The sequence below is a fragment of the Pelagerythrobacter marensis genome (assembly GCF_036700095.1).
GTDB classification, from domain to species: domain Bacteria; phylum Pseudomonadota; class Alphaproteobacteria; order Sphingomonadales; family Sphingomonadaceae; genus Pelagerythrobacter; species Pelagerythrobacter marensis_A.
This window is the reverse complement of the sequence record NZ_CP144918.1, coordinates 1,643,593-1,657,665: the sequence shown is the minus strand read 5'-3', so window position 1 is coordinate 1,657,665 and position 14,073 is coordinate 1,643,593. Positions and strand designations below refer to the sequence as shown.

Sequence of the window (14,073 nt, the reverse complement as noted above, 5' to 3'; positions counted from 1 at the left end):
CAGAGAAATGGTATAGAAAAAGTTATGAAGATTATGAGAACTAAACCCTATAATGAAAAATCGAATATTTCACCGACATCCCGCAGAACGGTGGAATCTCTGGCCCGCGCCGGTGAAGGCCGGTCGGTGGAGGAGCGGCAGCTTGTCGAGCACGCGCGGCGCTTTATTCGGGCTCGCAAGACGATAGGCGACGTGATCCCTCCAAACCTGGTGAAGGATGCGGCGTGGGACATTCTTCTCGAACTGTTTGTAAACGGTGAGGAAGGCGGCATCGTCTACGTCAAGCATCTGATGCTGGCGTGCAATACCACGCCAACTTCTGCGATGCGTCTTATCGATCGGCTCGAAGACGCGGGGCTGATCGAACGCCGCACCGATCAACTCGATCAAAGGAGGGTCATCGTCAATCTCTCCGATCGGGGACGCGAGGCGATGATAGCGCTGCTTCGCAGCGTCTCCGACCAACCCGATTGCAAGCAGGTACCCGCCGCACCGCGATCGTTCAGCCCCCGGCGGGGCTGAACGCGGCGGCAAGAAGGCACCGCGGGCACTGCCGCCGCAGTGCACCGGATATGCGAACCGGCCGCGGGCCTGGCGGTTTCGATTTTTCGTCCGGCAGACGGATACGTTCGCCTTTCCCGCCTCCAGCGGGCGTTTCGGTTCGTTCAGATCGCCCCCGGCGCGGAACACCTTCGGCGCGATCCCGTTCGTCGGACATGCAGCATGCGAATTTGAGATTCGGGGCCGCACCGCACGGAACAGACGCGCCGGAAAGCGAACGAGCCGAAACGATCCGGGCAGCGCCGCCCTGGGACGCCGTGGTCCAGCCCGGGCCGGTCATGATCGCCGCAATCCATGCCGGCCATACGATCCGCCCTTCGCTTCGCCCTTGGCTCGAGATCGGCGAGGACGAGCGTCTGCGGGAGGAAGATCCGCTGACCGACTTCTTCCTTCCCGCGGGCGATACGATCGTCCGTGCCAACCGGTCGCGCTTCGAATTCGACCTCAACCGGCCGCCGGACAAGGCCGTGACCACCGATCCCGAAGACACCTGGGGTCTGCGGATCTGGAATGCCGCACTGCCGGATGCCGAGAAGGACGTCTCGCTGGCGCTTCACCGGCAATTCTACGACTGGATCGCCGCCCGCATGGAGACGATGATCGCGGCCCACGGCCGGGTCCTGGTGCTCGACCTGCACAGCTATAACCACCGCCGCGACGGTCGGCACGCGGAGCCGTCGGATCCGCGTGCCAATCCCGATATCGATCTGGGCGCAACCACTTTGAACAAGGCAATCTATGGCGGTCTCCTCGACCGTTTCGCCGCGGCGCTGCGCTCGCGTCCCGTCGCCGGGCGCCCACCCGACGTTCGGATCAACGTCCGGTGGGAGGACGGGGGACACTTTCCCGAATGGCTGCATGCCGAATTCGGCGATGCCGCCTGCGTCCTGACGCTCGAGTACAAGAAGATCTTCATGGACGAATGGGGGCACACGGCCGACATTCTCGCCCTCCAGGATCTGCGCGCCGGCTTCCATGCAGCAGTGGACCAGGCGCGCCGTTGGCTTGCCGCTCACCCGGCAGAGCGCGGTGAGCGCGGGAACGGCGGGACGTGACAATGCTCCCCGGTTCCGCCAATCGTCGGGAAAGTCCCGGCAACGGCCTTTGCCCGGCCGCTCTGGCGGTCGATCGCGCACTGGCCGAAATGGACCGCAGGATCGACTGGCTCACTCGCCTGACGCCGACGAATATCGACGAGATCTGGGAAGCGTTTCGCGCCTCCTCGTTCCGTTCGATGCCCGATAGCCGGTTCGGCGAAGGGCTCGAGCAGGACGCGCCCGTCCTGCGGCGCGAACTTTTCGCGCTGCCGGTCCGCGACATCGAAAACCCGCTGATCGAAGCACTCCTGCTCGAAAAGCAGCGCGAACTGGACCGTCAGATCGAATTGGTTCGGATGCGCGGCAAGGACGGCTTTATCCTCGCCAGTATCGACTTGTTCGGGCACGTCAGCGAACGCTTGCTGCAGACCGCGCTGGACGTGCTGGAGGCGGTCCCGATTCTTCCCCCGGACGAGGAGGACGTCGGCGTCGAGGAAGTATGCGAGGCGGCCCGGGCCGCCATCGCCGGCTATCGGGAGCGCTGCCCCGACTTCCGCTGCGGGGTCGTGGTCGATCCCACACCCGGCACATCGATGTATGTCGCGGGGGACGATTTTCACGTTGCCCACGATTACCGCGTGTCGGGCCATCGCGTGCGCCCCCTGATCGAGCACGAGATCGGCACCCATGTCGTGACCCGTTACAACGGCAGACGGCAACCCCTTCATACGCTGGCCGGCGGCCTCGCCGACTATGACATTCTGCAGGAAGGGCTCGCCGTCCTCGGCGAATATCTCGCCGGCTACCTTCCCGCCGAGCGCCTGCGGATCATCGCCGCCCGCGTCGTCGCGGTGCACATGGCCGTGGAACGAAAGGCGGGACCGGAAATCTACGCCTGCCTGGTCGAAGAGCACGGCATCCGATCGAAGGAAGCGTTCGACACGGCCGTGCGCGCCAAGCGCGGCGGCGGCCTGACCAAGGACGCGCTCTATCTGAAAGGCCTCGCGGAGCTTCTCGCCCATCTGCACCACGATGGCGATTTCCCGATCCTCTTCCTCGGCAAATTCGCGCTCAAGCAGTTGCCCAGCCTGCAGAAGCTGATCGCGGACGGCATCCTTCATCCGCCCGATCTGCTGCCCTCGTACTACGCGGACGCAGCGGCCCGCGACCGGCTCGGGCAAGCGCGCGAACTGCCGCTTGCGGCCCTCTATCAGGAAAGCCCCGAACGATGACGACCGAGACGATCAAACTGGCCTTCGTGGTCAACGACGTGGCGACCGAGCAGGACAACTACACCACGGTCCGCCTGGCGCGCAAAGCCGTTGCGCGCGGGCACGAGGTCGCACTCGTCGGCCTGGGCGATTTCATCTACGACTGGGAGGACGGCATCTGTGCCATGGCCACTCTCAGCAAGATCGAGACGTTCGAGGACGATACCGGCTATCTGGCGCATCTGCAGGCCCCGGAAAGGGAGCGAACCCGCATTCGCCTGGCCGATTGGGACATACTCATGCTGCGCAGCGATCCGGCCGAAGAGCTGACCACGCGCAGTTGGGCGCCATCGTCCAGCCTGCTGTTCGCGCAGCTCGCCTCGCTCGGGCGGACGATCGTGCTCAACGATCCCCGACATCTCACCGACGCGGTCAACAAGACGTATTTCCAGGGATTTCCCGAAAGCGTGCGGCCGCAGACCACGATCACCCGCGAACCCGAGGAGGTTAAGCGATTTCTCGACGCGCACGGCGGAAAAGGCGTGATCAAACCCCTTCAGGGTTCGGGCGGTCAGGGTGTCTTCATCATCGACAAGAAGAGCCGGCAAAACCTCAACCAGATCACCGAAGCGGTAATCCGCGACGGCTATGCCATCGTGCAGGAATATCTTCCTGCGGCGAAAGATGGCGACTTGCGGATGATTACCCTGAACGGCCACCCCCTCAGAGTCGACGATACCTATGCCTGCCTGCACCGGTTCAGCCAGACGGAGGATCACCGGTCGAACGTTTCGGCCGGCGGCGGCGTCGAAATGCGGGCGCCCGACGAAGCCGCGCTGACGATCGCGGAAATCGTCGGGCCCAAGCTCATCGACGACGGCATGTACCTGACCGGGCTCGACATTGCCGGAAACAAGATGATGGAGCTGAACGTCGATACTCCGGGTGGAATCAGCTTCATGGAAGACCTCAGCGGCGTCGATTTCAGCGGTGCGATCATCGACGATCTCGAACGCAAGGTGCGGCTGCAGCGGCAGTACGGCGGTTCGCTGACCAACCGGCAACTGGCGGTGATCTGAGCGGATCGGGGATCGGCGCCGCGACACTCGGGCAGCCGACGGGAGGGCGCAAGACAGGCACTGCTAGCGCGATCGCCCCACGGTCGGTAACGCCGCCTTCGTCCGTGGAAAAGAAGAGAAGCCCTGCCCAAATGCCGAGACGCATCGCCTTGTTCTCCTTGCTCGTGCCCGACTACGACGAGGCGCTGGCCTTCTTCGGAAATATCGGTTTTCGGTGTCTCGAGGATACCGATCTCGGAGGGGCCAAACGCTGGGTCAGGATAGCGCCGCCGAGCGGCGAAACCGAAATCCTGCTCGCCCGGGCCGCGAACGAACGGCAGATCGCCGCGATCGGGGAGCAAGGGGGCGGACGTGTCTGGCTCTTTCTCGAAACCGAAGATTTCGACGCCGACTATCGCATGATGCAAGCGGCCGGGGTGCAGTTCGAAGAGGCGCCCAGAGACGAGCCCTACGGCCGTGTCGCGGTCTGGGCCGATCCATGGGGCAACCGGTGGGATCTGATCGAGTTCGCACGCCCGGATCGCGGCGGCACCGACCGTTAGGGGCATTCCCGGCGAGACGGCGCCGGTCCACCGTCTCAGTCGAACCGCCCTTCGCGTCCCGCGCCGCTGACGAAGCGGTGTGCGCCGGCTTCCGCTTCGGCGGCCAGCGGCACCGCGCCTTCGCGCCCTTCGAAGCGCAGCGCTTCGGCAAGATCGAGGTCCCACTGGCGATAGGCGGACATTCGGTCGGTGCGCAGGCACTGCGCGGGAAATCGCGCGATCTCCGCGGCCAGCGCCTGAGCCGCGGCAAGCGCGCTGCCTTCGTCGACCACGCGGCTTGCGAGCCCTATCGCCAGTGCCTCGGCCGCATCGACCGGGCGACCTGTAAGGATCATGTCGAGCGCACGCGCCTGCCCCACGATACGGGGCAGACGAACGGTGCCGCCGTCGACCAGCGGAACGCCCCAGCGGCGGCAGAAGACGCCGAAGATCGCGCTACGCGATGCGACACGCAGATCGCACCACAGCGCGAGTTCGAGGCCGCCTGCCACCGCATAGCCCTCGACCGCCGCGATCACGGGTTTGGTCAGCAGCATTCGCGATGGCCCCATCGGCCCCTCGCCTTCGGGTTCGTAGCGGTCCTTGCCGGCCCCCACGGTCTTCAGATCGAAGCCTGCGCAGAAATGGCCGCCCGCGCCGGTCAGGACCGCGACCGCCGCGCTGTCGTCGCTTTCGAAATCGACGAAGGCCTGCCGCAACAGGTCCGCAGTGGCCGGGTCGACGGCGTTGCGGCAATCGGGGCGGTCGATGGTGACGGTACGCACTGCGCCGTCGTTGGCGATGCGAACGCTCACGATGCGGGCATCGCGCGGTCGATGATCGGCCGCACGTCCAGCGCCGCATCGAATGCACCATAGGCGCTGCCCCGCGGGGCCAGCCGAAGGCGGCAGAAGGCTTCCGCCATCGGGTTGTCCTGCCCAATGAGGGTCGCGGCCTGCGCTGCGAGGGCGAGCCGTTCGACGAGCAGCCGCGCCGTGCCTTCCTGTGCGCCGGTCAGGTCGATCGCATCGACCCAGGCGTCATAGGCCGCATCGCGTCCCCGCTGGGCGGCCAGGAAGGCGTGAAGCGCCTCCACCCCTTCGGGTTCGCGCCCGATAGCGCGCAGCACGTCGAGCGCGATGACATTGCCCGACCCTTCCCAGATCGCGTTGAGCGGCGACTGGCGGAACAGGCGCGGCATCGGCCCCGTTTCCACGTAACCCGCGCCGCCGAGCACCTCCATCGCCTCGTAAACGAAGCCCGGCGTGCGCTTGCAAACCCAGTATTTGGCGATCGGCGTCAGCAGCCGCGCGAGCGCATCGCCTTCGTCGAACGTCTGCGCGAGCCGGAAGCCGAGCGCGGTCGCCGCCTCGCTTTCGACCGCAAGGTCGGCGAGCACCGCCGCCATCGCCGGCTGATCGACCAGCCTTTTCTGAAAGGCCGAACGGTGCGCCGCATGCCACAGCGCCTGTGCAAGCGCGCCGCGCATCTGCTGCGCCGATCCGATCACGCAATCGAGCCGCGTGTGCTGCACCATCTGGATAATCGTCGCGACCCCGCGCCCTTCCGGCCCCAGCCGCTGCGCCAGCGCGCCGTGATATTCGATTTCCGACGAAGCGTTCGAACGGTCGCCCAGCTTGTCCTTCAAGCGCATGACGTGGAAACCCGCGTTGCGCGTCCCGTCGGGCAGCCAGCGCGGAACCAGGAAACAGGTCAGCCCCCCTTCGGAATAGGCGAGCGTCAGGAAGGCGTCGCACATCGGCGCCGAGCAGAACCATTTATGCCCGGTCAGGCTGTACCAGCCCTCTTCCCCCGTCGGCTCGGCGCGGGTCGTGTTGGCGCGCACATCGCTGCCGCCCTGCTTCTCGGTCATCGCCATGCCGACGGTGACGCCCGCCTTTTCGGTCGCCGGGCGGGATGCCGGGTCATAGCGGCCGGCCGCGATGCGCGGCACCCAGGCGTCGGCGACCGACGCCTCGGCGCGCAAGGCGGGCACGGAGGCATACGTCATGGTCATCGGACAACTCGTGCCCGAATCGGCTTGCCCGGTCAGGAAGAGGATCGCGGCGTGGAGCGTATGCCCCCGCGCGCTGCCGTCCCACGCCGATGCCGCAAAGCCGCTGTCGAGGCCGAGGCGCAGCAGTTCATGATAGGCGGGGTGGAAGCGCACCTCGTCGATACGGTGGCCATAGCGGTCGAACCTTTCGAGCACCGGCACCTGCCGGTTCGCCTCCACACCCCATTCGATCACCTCCGCCGAACCGCAACGCGCGCCGAGCGTCGTCAGCCGGTCGCCATGTTCGCCAGCCCCCGCCCGTTCCACGGCATCGACCAGCGCGCGGTCGCCGGTGAACAGGTTCACATCTTCGAACGGCGGCGGCTGGTTGAACACCTCATGCGTGTCGAGGCGCTCGATCGGCTGGATCGCGGTCATTTTCCTTCTCCTCAATCGTCGGCGGGCAGGCGTTTCGACACCTGGCTTGCAATGGGATCGCCGCTGTCGCGTTCGGCGACCGCCTGCTTGAAACCGACTTCCTGCGCGCGCTCGCGGAACCAGATGCCCTCCGGCGAATGGCGCGAGACCCCGTCGAACAGCGTCGCGAACATCTGCGTGTTGTTGAGGCCCATGTTATCATAGGCTTGGTTGACCACGGTCTTGGTCATCATCAGCTGGTTGCGCGGCACGCCGCGAAGGCGGCCGACGAGCCGCTCGACCGCATCGTCGAGTTCGGCCTCGGGCACAGCCTCGAGCGCGAGGCCGATGCGTTCCGCCTCGCGCCCGTCGATCAGGTCGCCGGTCATCATCATCCGCTTCGCCATCTGCGGCCCCAGCCGATAGACCCACATCGCCGGCGTGGGCACGCCCCAGACGCGCGCCGGGGGATAGCCGATGCGCGCATCTTCGGCCATGATCAGGAAGTCGCAGCACAGCGCGATGTCGGACCCGCCCGCGACCGCCGCACCGTGGACGCGCGCGATCGTCGGCTTGGTCGCGCGCCACAGCGCCATGAAATCCTGCGTATTGCGCCACATCATCTGGAAATCGAGCGTCGGGTCCCACGGCATGTCCTGCGATCCGCTGATCTCGCCCTTGCGCTCGGCATAGTGCTTGAGGTCGTATCCGCCGCAGAAGCCCGGCCCCGCCCCGCATACGACGATGACATGGACGTCGGGGTCCGCCTCCGCCCGTTCGACCGCCGCGCGGATCTCGCGCGGCATGCCGTGCGCGATCGCGTTGAAATGCTCGGGGCGGTCGAGCGTGATTGTCGCGACCCGATTTTCGACGGTGTAGGACAAGGTCTGGAAGGGCATCAGTCGGTCTCCTGCGGCGCGCGGACGGCGCCGGTCTCGAAAGCGGCCGCAATCTCTTCGGGATCGAATCCCGCGGCTGCGAGCACTGCCTGGCTGTGTTCGCCGACGCGCGGAGCGTGGGCATCGAGCCCTGGCCGCGCCCCGTCGAAGCGGGCAACGGCGCGGGTGCGGCGCACCGGCCCTGCCTGCGGATGATCGGTCAGGACGACGAAATCGTCGTGAACGATCTGGGGATGGTCGGGCAGTGCGGCGGAACGGTTGACGACGCCGCAGGGCACCCCTGCGTTCGCCAGCCGCGCGACCGCCTCTTCCGTCGAAAGCGCGGCAATGCGCGGTGCCGAAAAGGCGCGAAGATCGCTCCAGTTGAGAAAGCGCGTCGTCATATCGGCATAGCGCGGATCGGCGAGCAGTTCGGGGGCGTCGATCGCTTGCGCCCACCCTTCGAACTCGGCCTGCGACAGCATGACCACGACGATCCAGCCGTCGGCGGTCGCCCATGGACGATAGACCGAGGCGATGTCCGGCATACGCGACTCGCTCTCCGGGAAAGCCAGGTCGCCGTGAAGATCGATCCAGCCGTAGGCGACCGCGGCCTCGAGCATCGACACATCGACTTGCGCGCCTCTGCCGGTCCGGCCCCGCGCGACCAGCGCGGCGGTCGCGGCTTGCGCCGCATAGAGCCCTGCGTTCTTGTCGCAGATCCACTGCGGCATCAGCGTCGGCCCGTCCTCGCCCCAGGCGACCATGCCGGATTCGGCCTGGACGATCGGGTCGTATGCGCGCGCATCGGCCTTCGGCCCGTCCTGGCCGAAGCCGCTGATACGCACGACCACCAGATCGCCTCGCAATTCGTGCAAGGCAGAGGGCCCAAGCTCCAGCCGCTCCATCACACCGGGCCGGAAATTGTGAATCAGAACATCGGCTTGCGGGATGAGACGCCGAAAAAGCTCGCGCCCTTCATTGCGCGTCAGATCGAGCGCAATCGACTGCTTGCCGGCGTTGAGCGCGACGTGAGCCGAGCTGAAGCCCGGCGCCGCGATCGCGCCCAACAGACGCGCCCGGTCGCCTTCGAACGGCTCGACCTTCCATATTCGCGCGCCCTGTTGCGCCATCACCTGCGTCGCAAGGGGGCCCGCGACAACGCTGGTGAGATCGATTACCGTGACGCCTTCGAGGGGCAGCATCTTCCACTCCCGTTCTATTTATTACGTAAAATGTCGGATATGGACGAAAAACGCAATACAATAATGGCCGACGGCAATGCGATGAGCGCGCGGATGCTGATCCTGGATCTCCTCGATACCGGCGATCCGCCGACTTTCACGGCCGGCGATCTGGTGCGGGCGGGCGCCGCTTTCGGGATCGAGGCGCCCGGAATCCGCACCGCCCTCACCCGGCTCAAATCCGAAGGGCAGGTGCAGTCCGTCGCACGGGGACGCTATACCATCGGCGCGAATGCAGAGCCGCTGAAGCAGCGCATCCTCGGCTGGCGAAGCCGGCTCGACCGGCGCCAGGCCTGGGCCGGACATTGGCTGCTCGCCATCGCCGGCCCGCAGGATCGCGCCGACCGCACCGCCTGGCGCCGCACGCTGCGCGCGCTCGAGCTCGAGGGATTTGCAGAAGCCGAGGTCAATATCTGGGTTCGCCCCGCCAATCTGGCGGACGGGGCCGACGGGATGCGTCACCGGCTGATCCGGCTCGAAGCGGCAAGATCGCTGTTGGTTGCGGAAGCGCGCGCGCTGGACGACGAGCGCAACGCACGTTTTCGCACCCTGTGGGACGTCGATACGCTGCAGGCATCGTACAAGCGGCTCGCGTCGCTGCTGGAAGAGAGCGCCGCGAAGATCGAAACGCGCGACCTGCCCTCCGCGGCTGCCGAAACCCTGCTGCTGGGACGGCAGGCGATCCGCGCGATCATGCGCGATCCTCTGCTACCCGAAGAACTGTGCCCCAGCGATGCCCTCGCGGGCCTGATCGCGGCGATGATCCGATACGATCGCCTGGGAAAACGGATATGGAAACGGTATCTGGCGGAATAGCGAACCGCGCGTCCCGCAACGCGGAGAACCTCGTCCCTGCAGCGTCGGGTATTCGGCAGCGCCAGGGAACGGCCGACAGGGCCGAAGCCCCGCACGCGGGCGTAGAACTCGGTGTCGGCGTAGTCGTTAGCACTCTCGGCATATTCGATCGGTTCGCCGGCTTGCGGATGGAGATATTTGCCGGTCGCATGATCGCGCGCGCCAGCTCGGCGCCCAGCGAAAGCCGTGGGGCCGGCTTCGCGAAGACCGGGCGCCGGTTTGAAAGCGGCTTTCCCGAAAAAACATCGGGCGCGATAGATTTCCGTTGCCGGGCTTCGAAAAGCGATTAAATCACGGCGTTGCAGGCTGGCAGGGCGGAACCGTTCCGCTGCGGGCCGGTGAGGGTCTCCGCCCGATGCTTCTGGACAGGATTAAGCCGCTCGACGCGATTCTCGCGACGGCGAAGAAGACGTCGCTCAAACGCACCCTGGGGCCGATACAGCTTATGCTGTTCGGCATCGGCTGCATTATCGGCACCGGGATCTTCGTGCTGACGGCAGCCGGCGCGCAGAAGGCCGGTCCCGGCCTGATGCTCGCCTTCGCGATCGCCGGACTGGTCTGCATCGTCGCGGCGCTCTGCTATGCGGAAATCGCGGCGATGATTCCGGTCGCCGGGTCCGCTTACACATATTCCTATGCCACAATGGGCGAGCTGCTCGCCTGGACGGTCGGCTGGGCGCTCATTCTCGAATATGCGATCGCCGCCTCGGCAGTCTCGGTGGGCTGGTCGGGCTATTTCACGGGGACCATTCTCAACCAATTCCTCGGGATCGAGCTGCCGCAATGGCTGGCCGCCGGCCCCCTCGCGCTGGGCGGAGAGCCGGGCGGCCTCGTCAATCTGCCGGCGATGGCGATCGCGTTGCTGATCACCGGGCTGCTGATGATCGGCACCAATGAAAGTGCCCGCGTCAACGCCGTGCTCGTCGTCATCAAGGTCGCGGCGCTCACCGCCTTCATGGCGTTGACTTTCACCAGCCCGGAGTTCGACGCGGACCGGTTCAATCCATTCCTGCCCGCAGGCGTCTTCGGCGGCTTCGGCTCGGGCCTCGGCGCAGTCGGCGCGGCGGCGACGATCTTCTTCGCCTATGTCGGTTTCGACGCGGTTTCGACCGCGGCGGAAGAGACCAGGAATCCGCAGCGCAACGTGCCGATCGGCCTGGTCGGTTCCCTGCTGTTCTGCACCGTCTTCTATATCCTCGTCGCCGCAGGCGCGATCGGCACGATCGGCGGGCAGCCGATCGTCGGCCCGGACGGCATTCCCTTTCCGGCAGGTTCCGAGCAGCTCGCGCTGCAATGCGCGATGCCGCAATATTCGGCGGCGCTGGTCTGCTCGGACGAGGCGCTGGCGCATGTCCTGCGCCAGATCGGCTTTTCGGGAATCGGCAATATGCTGGGGATCGCAGCCTTCCTCGCGCTCCCGTCGGTCATTCTGGTCCTGCTGTTCGCGCAGACCCGCATCTTCTTCGTGATGAGCCGCGACGGGCTCCTTCCCGAAGGACTGTCCAGGATCCATCCGCGATGGAACACGCCCTATGTCGTGACCGCCATCACCGGGACGATCGTGGCGTTTGCCGCGGCCTTCTTCCCGGTCGGCCAATTGGCCGACATCGCCAATGCAGGCACGCTCTACGCCTTTCTGATGGTGGCCGTGGCGGTCATGCTGCTGCGCCGCAGCGCCCCCGATCGCAAGCGCGATTTCCGGGTGCCGGCGCTATGGCTCGTCGCGCCGGCGACGATCTTGGGGTGCGGTTTCCTGTTCCTCAACCTGCCCGCCGAAGCGATGCTGGTCCTGCCGATCTGGTCGCTGATCGGGCTGGCGGTCTATTTCGGCTACAGCCGCAGAAGGAGCCATCTCGGCCGCGGCATTATCGAGGTTCACGAGCCCGAATATGCGGAAATCGAACCCGGAATTCCCGGTGTCGACGATCGCAAGGGGGCGTAGGCGCCCCCGCCCCATCGCAAGACGGCGGGGAGGATCTGCGGACCGCCTACCAGCTCTTGTAGGGAAGGAACTTGCCGCTCATCCGCACTTCGATGCGGTCGCCGTTTGCGTTCGGGACCTTCTCCACGCTCATGTCGAAATCGATCGCGCTCATGATCCCGTCGCCGCCTTTCTCCTGGATCAGTTCCTTCAGCGTCTCGCCGTAGACGCCGACGATTTCGTAGAACCGGTAGATGCACGGATCGGTCGGCACCGCCTGCTCGAAGGTCTTCTTGGGAAACTCGGCCAGCACCACCGCCGCCTCCTGCGGCAGGCCGAGCCCGGTCGCGATCTTGCTCGCCGCCTCGCGCGGGAGGCTGTTCATGCCGAGGCAGGCGGAAGTGACGAACACCTCGCCGAGGCCCGCCATCGCGGCGATCTCGGCCCAGGTTGTGCCGCCGGCGCGCTTCTTCTCCATAATCATTTCGGTGACGTCGGCCTTGCTCATCATCGTGCAGTCTCCTGTGGCGGGGGTGAGGTGAAGAGGCCCAGGTCGGGCCGGGTGAGGATCGCCAGCGCCAGCGCCGCCGCCAGCACCAGCGCGATCGTGCGCCACTGGTCGGCGGTCCCGCGGGCGAGCAGCGGCGGCCGCCCGTTGCCGGCGAGCCGGGGATTGGGATGCGCCAGGTCGTAGAGGAACTCGCTCAATTCGGCGTAGCGCTGGCGCGGGTCGACCGCCACCGCGCGGGCGAGCGCCGCGTCGACCCACTCGGGCAGGTCGGGCCGGTGCTCGCGCGCCGGGCGATAGCGTAGCCGCCGCTGCGCCGCGGCCGTTCGGGCGGCGGCCAGCTTGCCGCCATAGGGCAGCGCGCCGGTGAGCATATGATAGGCGATCGCGCCCAGCGAGAAGAGGTCGCTCTGCGCGCTGGCGGGTTCGCCCAGCAGCAACTCGGGCGCGGCGAACTGCACGGTCCCCGCGAACACCGCCGGCTTGGCGACGGCGGGCGCGATCTCGTCCAGCCCGGCGACCGCGACCGAGCCGAAGTCGATGATCCGCACCGTGCCCTCCCCATCGATCATCACGTTCTTCGGCCTGAGATCGCGGTGGAGCATCTCGCGCCGGTGCAGCGCCAGCAGGCCGGCGGCGATCTGGCCGACCACGTCGCGCACCGCCGCCAGCTCGGGCTGCGGAGTGTCGGCCAGCCATTGCTCGAGCGTCTGCCCGTCGAGGAACGGCGCCACCGCGTAGACATGGCCGCGCGGCCGGTGCTGCGGCGCCGCCGGCAGCAGGTTCTGATGCGACACGCGGCGCGTGACCCATTCCTCCAGCAGCAGCGCGACCAGCGCGCTTTCGTCGCCGGCATGTTCGGTGGAGGGGACTTTCAGCGCCACCCGCGTGCCCTCCGCCTCGTCGCGCGCCAGATAGACATGGCTGCGGCTGCCCGAATGGATTTCGCGCAGGATGCGGTATCCTTCGAACACCTGCCCCGCCGTCAGCAGCGGCGCGGGCGGCAGGTGCAGCTCCGGGCCGAGCAGTTCGTCCACTTCGCCGCCCGGCAGGGCGTCGATCCGCACCAGCTGGACGGTCAGGTTGTCGCCGCTGCCGTTTGCCAGAGCCTCCTCGACAATCGCCCGCGCCGCCCAGTCGAGATCGTCGGCGGCGGCGATCAGCGCCATCGTCCGCGCCGGGCCGACGAATTCGTGCACCCCGTCGGTCGACAGCATCAGCAGATCGCCGGGTTGCAAGGGCACGGCGCGATAATCGATCTCGACCGCGCGATTGGCCCCGAGCGCGCGGCCGAGATAGCGCTCGCCGCCGCCCAGTTGCACGGTGTGCGGCTCGGTCAGCGCCTCGATCCGGCCGCCGGCGATCCGCGCGATCCGCGCATCGCCGATGTGGAAGACGTGGGCCGAGCGCGACTTGAGCACCACCGCGCTGAACGTGCTGATCAGCGCGGCGCGTTCGCGGTTCTCGCCTTCCTCGCGCGGGCGGATGCGGGCGTTCCGCGCGTGCATCCACGAGTTGGTGGCGGCGATCACCCGCTCGGCGGCGGTCCGCACCGACCAGGCTTCGGACGTGCAGTAGTAATCGGTCAGGAAGCTCTTCACCGCGGTTTCCGCCGCCGCGGCGCCCAGCCGGCTGGTGCTGATCCCGTCGGCGATGGCGACCGCTATGCCCTTGGTCAGCCGGTCGGCGCCCGCGGGTTCGAGGGCGCCGTGGAAATCCTGATTCTCGGGCTTGGCCCCGGCGGTGGAATATTGGCCGATGGAGATCTCCAGCCGGTCGGCGTTTGGGCCACGCGGGCCAACGGGAAGGACCTGCACGTTCAACAGGCCATGCCCTTCTCCTCCC

At 66.8% G+C, this 14,073-nt stretch carries 13 protein-coding genes; 7 read left to right on the top strand and 6 right to left on the bottom strand.

Annotated features, from left to right (window positions below; translation table 11 throughout):
• The first annotated feature begins 24 nt into the window (after window positions 1-24).
• The 5 genes from V5F89_RS07775 (at window position 25) to V5F89_RS07755 (ending at window position 4,430) form a co-directional block, all read left to right on the top strand.
• The gene (locus V5F89_RS07775; protein ID WP_338445090.1) at window positions 25-522 is read left to right on the top strand and encodes a MarR family winged helix-turn-helix transcriptional regulator; all 498 of its coding nucleotides are present in this window, start codon (window positions 25-27) and stop codon (window positions 520-522) included.
• Between the two features lie 209 nt (window positions 523-731).
• The gene (locus V5F89_RS07770) at window positions 732-1,616 is read left to right on the top strand and encodes an N-formylglutamate amidohydrolase (RefSeq protein ID WP_338445089.1); all 885 of its coding nucleotides are present in this window, start codon (window positions 732-734) and stop codon (window positions 1,614-1,616) included.
• Between the two features lie 2 nt (window positions 1,617-1,618).
• Window positions 1,619-2,830 (top strand): tyrosine/phenylalanine carboxypeptidase domain-containing protein, encoded by a 1,212-nt coding sequence (locus V5F89_RS07765; protein WP_338447538.1) that lies wholly within the window; start codon window positions 1,619-1,621, stop codon window positions 2,828-2,830.
• Entirely contained in the window at window positions 2,827-3,888 is a 1,062-nt protein-coding gene (locus V5F89_RS07760) for a glutathione synthase (protein WP_338445088.1), read from the top strand. The genes V5F89_RS07765 and V5F89_RS07760 overlap by 4 nt, the downstream gene beginning before the upstream one ends.
• A 131-nt stretch (window positions 3,889-4,019) precedes the next feature.
• Window positions 4,020-4,430, top strand: a complete 411-nt coding sequence (locus V5F89_RS07755) for a VOC family protein (RefSeq protein WP_338445087.1) — start codon at window positions 4,020-4,022, stop codon at window positions 4,428-4,430.
• Between the two features lie 35 nt (window positions 4,431-4,465).
• Here V5F89_RS07755 and V5F89_RS07750 read toward each other — a convergent pair whose 3' ends face one another.
• From V5F89_RS07750 to V5F89_RS07735, 4 genes are read right to left on the bottom strand one after another with little or no spacing between them, the layout of a single operon-like run.
• On the bottom strand, window positions 4,466-5,224 hold the full coding sequence (locus V5F89_RS07750) for a crotonase/enoyl-CoA hydratase family protein (RefSeq protein WP_338445086.1): 759 nt from the start codon (window positions 5,222-5,224) through the stop codon (window positions 4,466-4,468).
• A complete protein-coding gene (locus V5F89_RS07745) occupies window positions 5,221-6,843 on the bottom strand; it encodes an acyl-CoA dehydrogenase family protein (protein ID WP_338445085.1) in 1,623 nt (540 codons plus the stop codon). Before V5F89_RS07745 ends, V5F89_RS07750 begins: the two co-directional genes overlap by 4 nt.
• 11 nt (window positions 6,844-6,854) lie before the next feature.
• On the bottom strand, window positions 6,855-7,721 hold the full coding sequence (locus tag V5F89_RS07740; protein ID WP_338445084.1) for a crotonase/enoyl-CoA hydratase family protein: 867 nt from the start codon (window positions 7,719-7,721) through the stop codon (window positions 6,855-6,857).
• On the bottom strand, window positions 7,721-8,905 hold the full coding sequence (locus tag V5F89_RS07735) for a CoA transferase (RefSeq protein ID WP_338445083.1): 1,185 nt from the start codon (window positions 8,903-8,905) through the stop codon (window positions 7,721-7,723). The genes V5F89_RS07740 and V5F89_RS07735 overlap by 1 nt, the downstream gene beginning before the upstream one ends.
• A gap of 63 nt (window positions 8,906-8,968) precedes the next feature.
• Here V5F89_RS07735 and V5F89_RS07730 point away from each other — a divergent pair, with 63 nt between their 5' ends.
• Window positions 8,969-9,760: a PaaX family transcriptional regulator C-terminal domain-containing protein gene (locus tag V5F89_RS07730; protein ID WP_338445082.1), complete on the top strand. Its 792-nt coding sequence runs from the start codon at window positions 8,969-8,971 to the stop codon at window positions 9,758-9,760.
• A 394-nt stretch (window positions 9,761-10,154) separates the two neighbouring features.
• The gene (locus tag V5F89_RS07725) at window positions 10,155-11,741 is read left to right on the top strand and encodes an amino acid permease (RefSeq protein ID WP_338445081.1); all 1,587 of its coding nucleotides are present in this window, start codon (window positions 10,155-10,157) and stop codon (window positions 11,739-11,741) included.
• A 46-nt stretch (window positions 11,742-11,787) separates the two neighbouring features.
• Here the strand turns inward: V5F89_RS07725 and cynS are convergent, their stop codons facing one another.
• Together cynS and V5F89_RS07715 are read right to left on the bottom strand one after the other, a co-directional pair.
• Entirely contained in the window at window positions 11,788-12,231 is a 444-nt protein-coding gene (gene cynS, locus V5F89_RS07720; RefSeq protein ID WP_338445080.1) for a cyanase, read from the bottom strand.
• On the bottom strand, window positions 12,228-14,045 hold the full coding sequence (locus V5F89_RS07715; RefSeq protein WP_338447537.1) for a protein kinase domain-containing protein: 1,818 nt from the start codon (window positions 14,043-14,045) through the stop codon (window positions 12,228-12,230). The genes cynS and V5F89_RS07715 overlap by 4 nt, the downstream gene beginning before the upstream one ends.
• Between the last annotated feature and the right edge of the window lie 28 nt (window positions 14,046-14,073).

What these genes read in the sequence shown, in the direction of transcription:
- V5F89_RS07745 (WP_338445085.1), bottom strand. Translation starts at nt 6,843, where the DNA reads ATGACCGCGATCCAGCCGATCGAGCGCCTCGACACGCATGAGGTGTTC.
- V5F89_RS07725 (WP_338445081.1), top strand. Translation starts at nt 10,155, where the DNA reads ATGCTTCTGGACAGGATTAAGCCGCTCGACGCGATTCTCGCGACGGCG.
- V5F89_RS07740 (WP_338445084.1), bottom strand. Translation starts at nt 7,721, where the DNA reads ATGCCCTTCCAGACCTTGTCCTACACCGTCGAAAATCGGGTCGCGACA.
- V5F89_RS07765 (WP_338447538.1), top strand. Translation starts at nt 1,619, where the DNA reads ATGCTCCCCGGTTCCGCCAATCGTCGGGAAAGTCCCGGCAACGGCCTT.
- V5F89_RS07730 (WP_338445082.1), top strand. Translation starts at nt 8,969, where the DNA reads ATGGCCGACGGCAATGCGATGAGCGCGCGGATGCTGATCCTGGATCTC.
- cynS (WP_338445080.1), bottom strand. Translation starts at nt 12,231, where the DNA reads ATGATGAGCAAGGCCGACGTCACCGAAATGATTATGGAGAAGAAGCGC.
- V5F89_RS07760 (WP_338445088.1), top strand. Translation starts at nt 2,827, where the DNA reads ATGACGACCGAGACGATCAAACTGGCCTTCGTGGTCAACGACGTGGCG.
- V5F89_RS07735 (WP_338445083.1), bottom strand. Translation starts at nt 8,905, where the DNA reads ATGCTGCCCCTCGAAGGCGTCACGGTAATCGATCTCACCAGCGTTGTC.
- V5F89_RS07775 (WP_338445090.1), top strand. Translation starts at nt 25, where the DNA reads ATGAAGATTATGAGAACTAAACCCTATAATGAAAAATCGAATATTTCA.
- V5F89_RS07755 (WP_338445087.1), top strand. Translation starts at nt 4,020, where the DNA reads ATGCCGAGACGCATCGCCTTGTTCTCCTTGCTCGTGCCCGACTACGAC.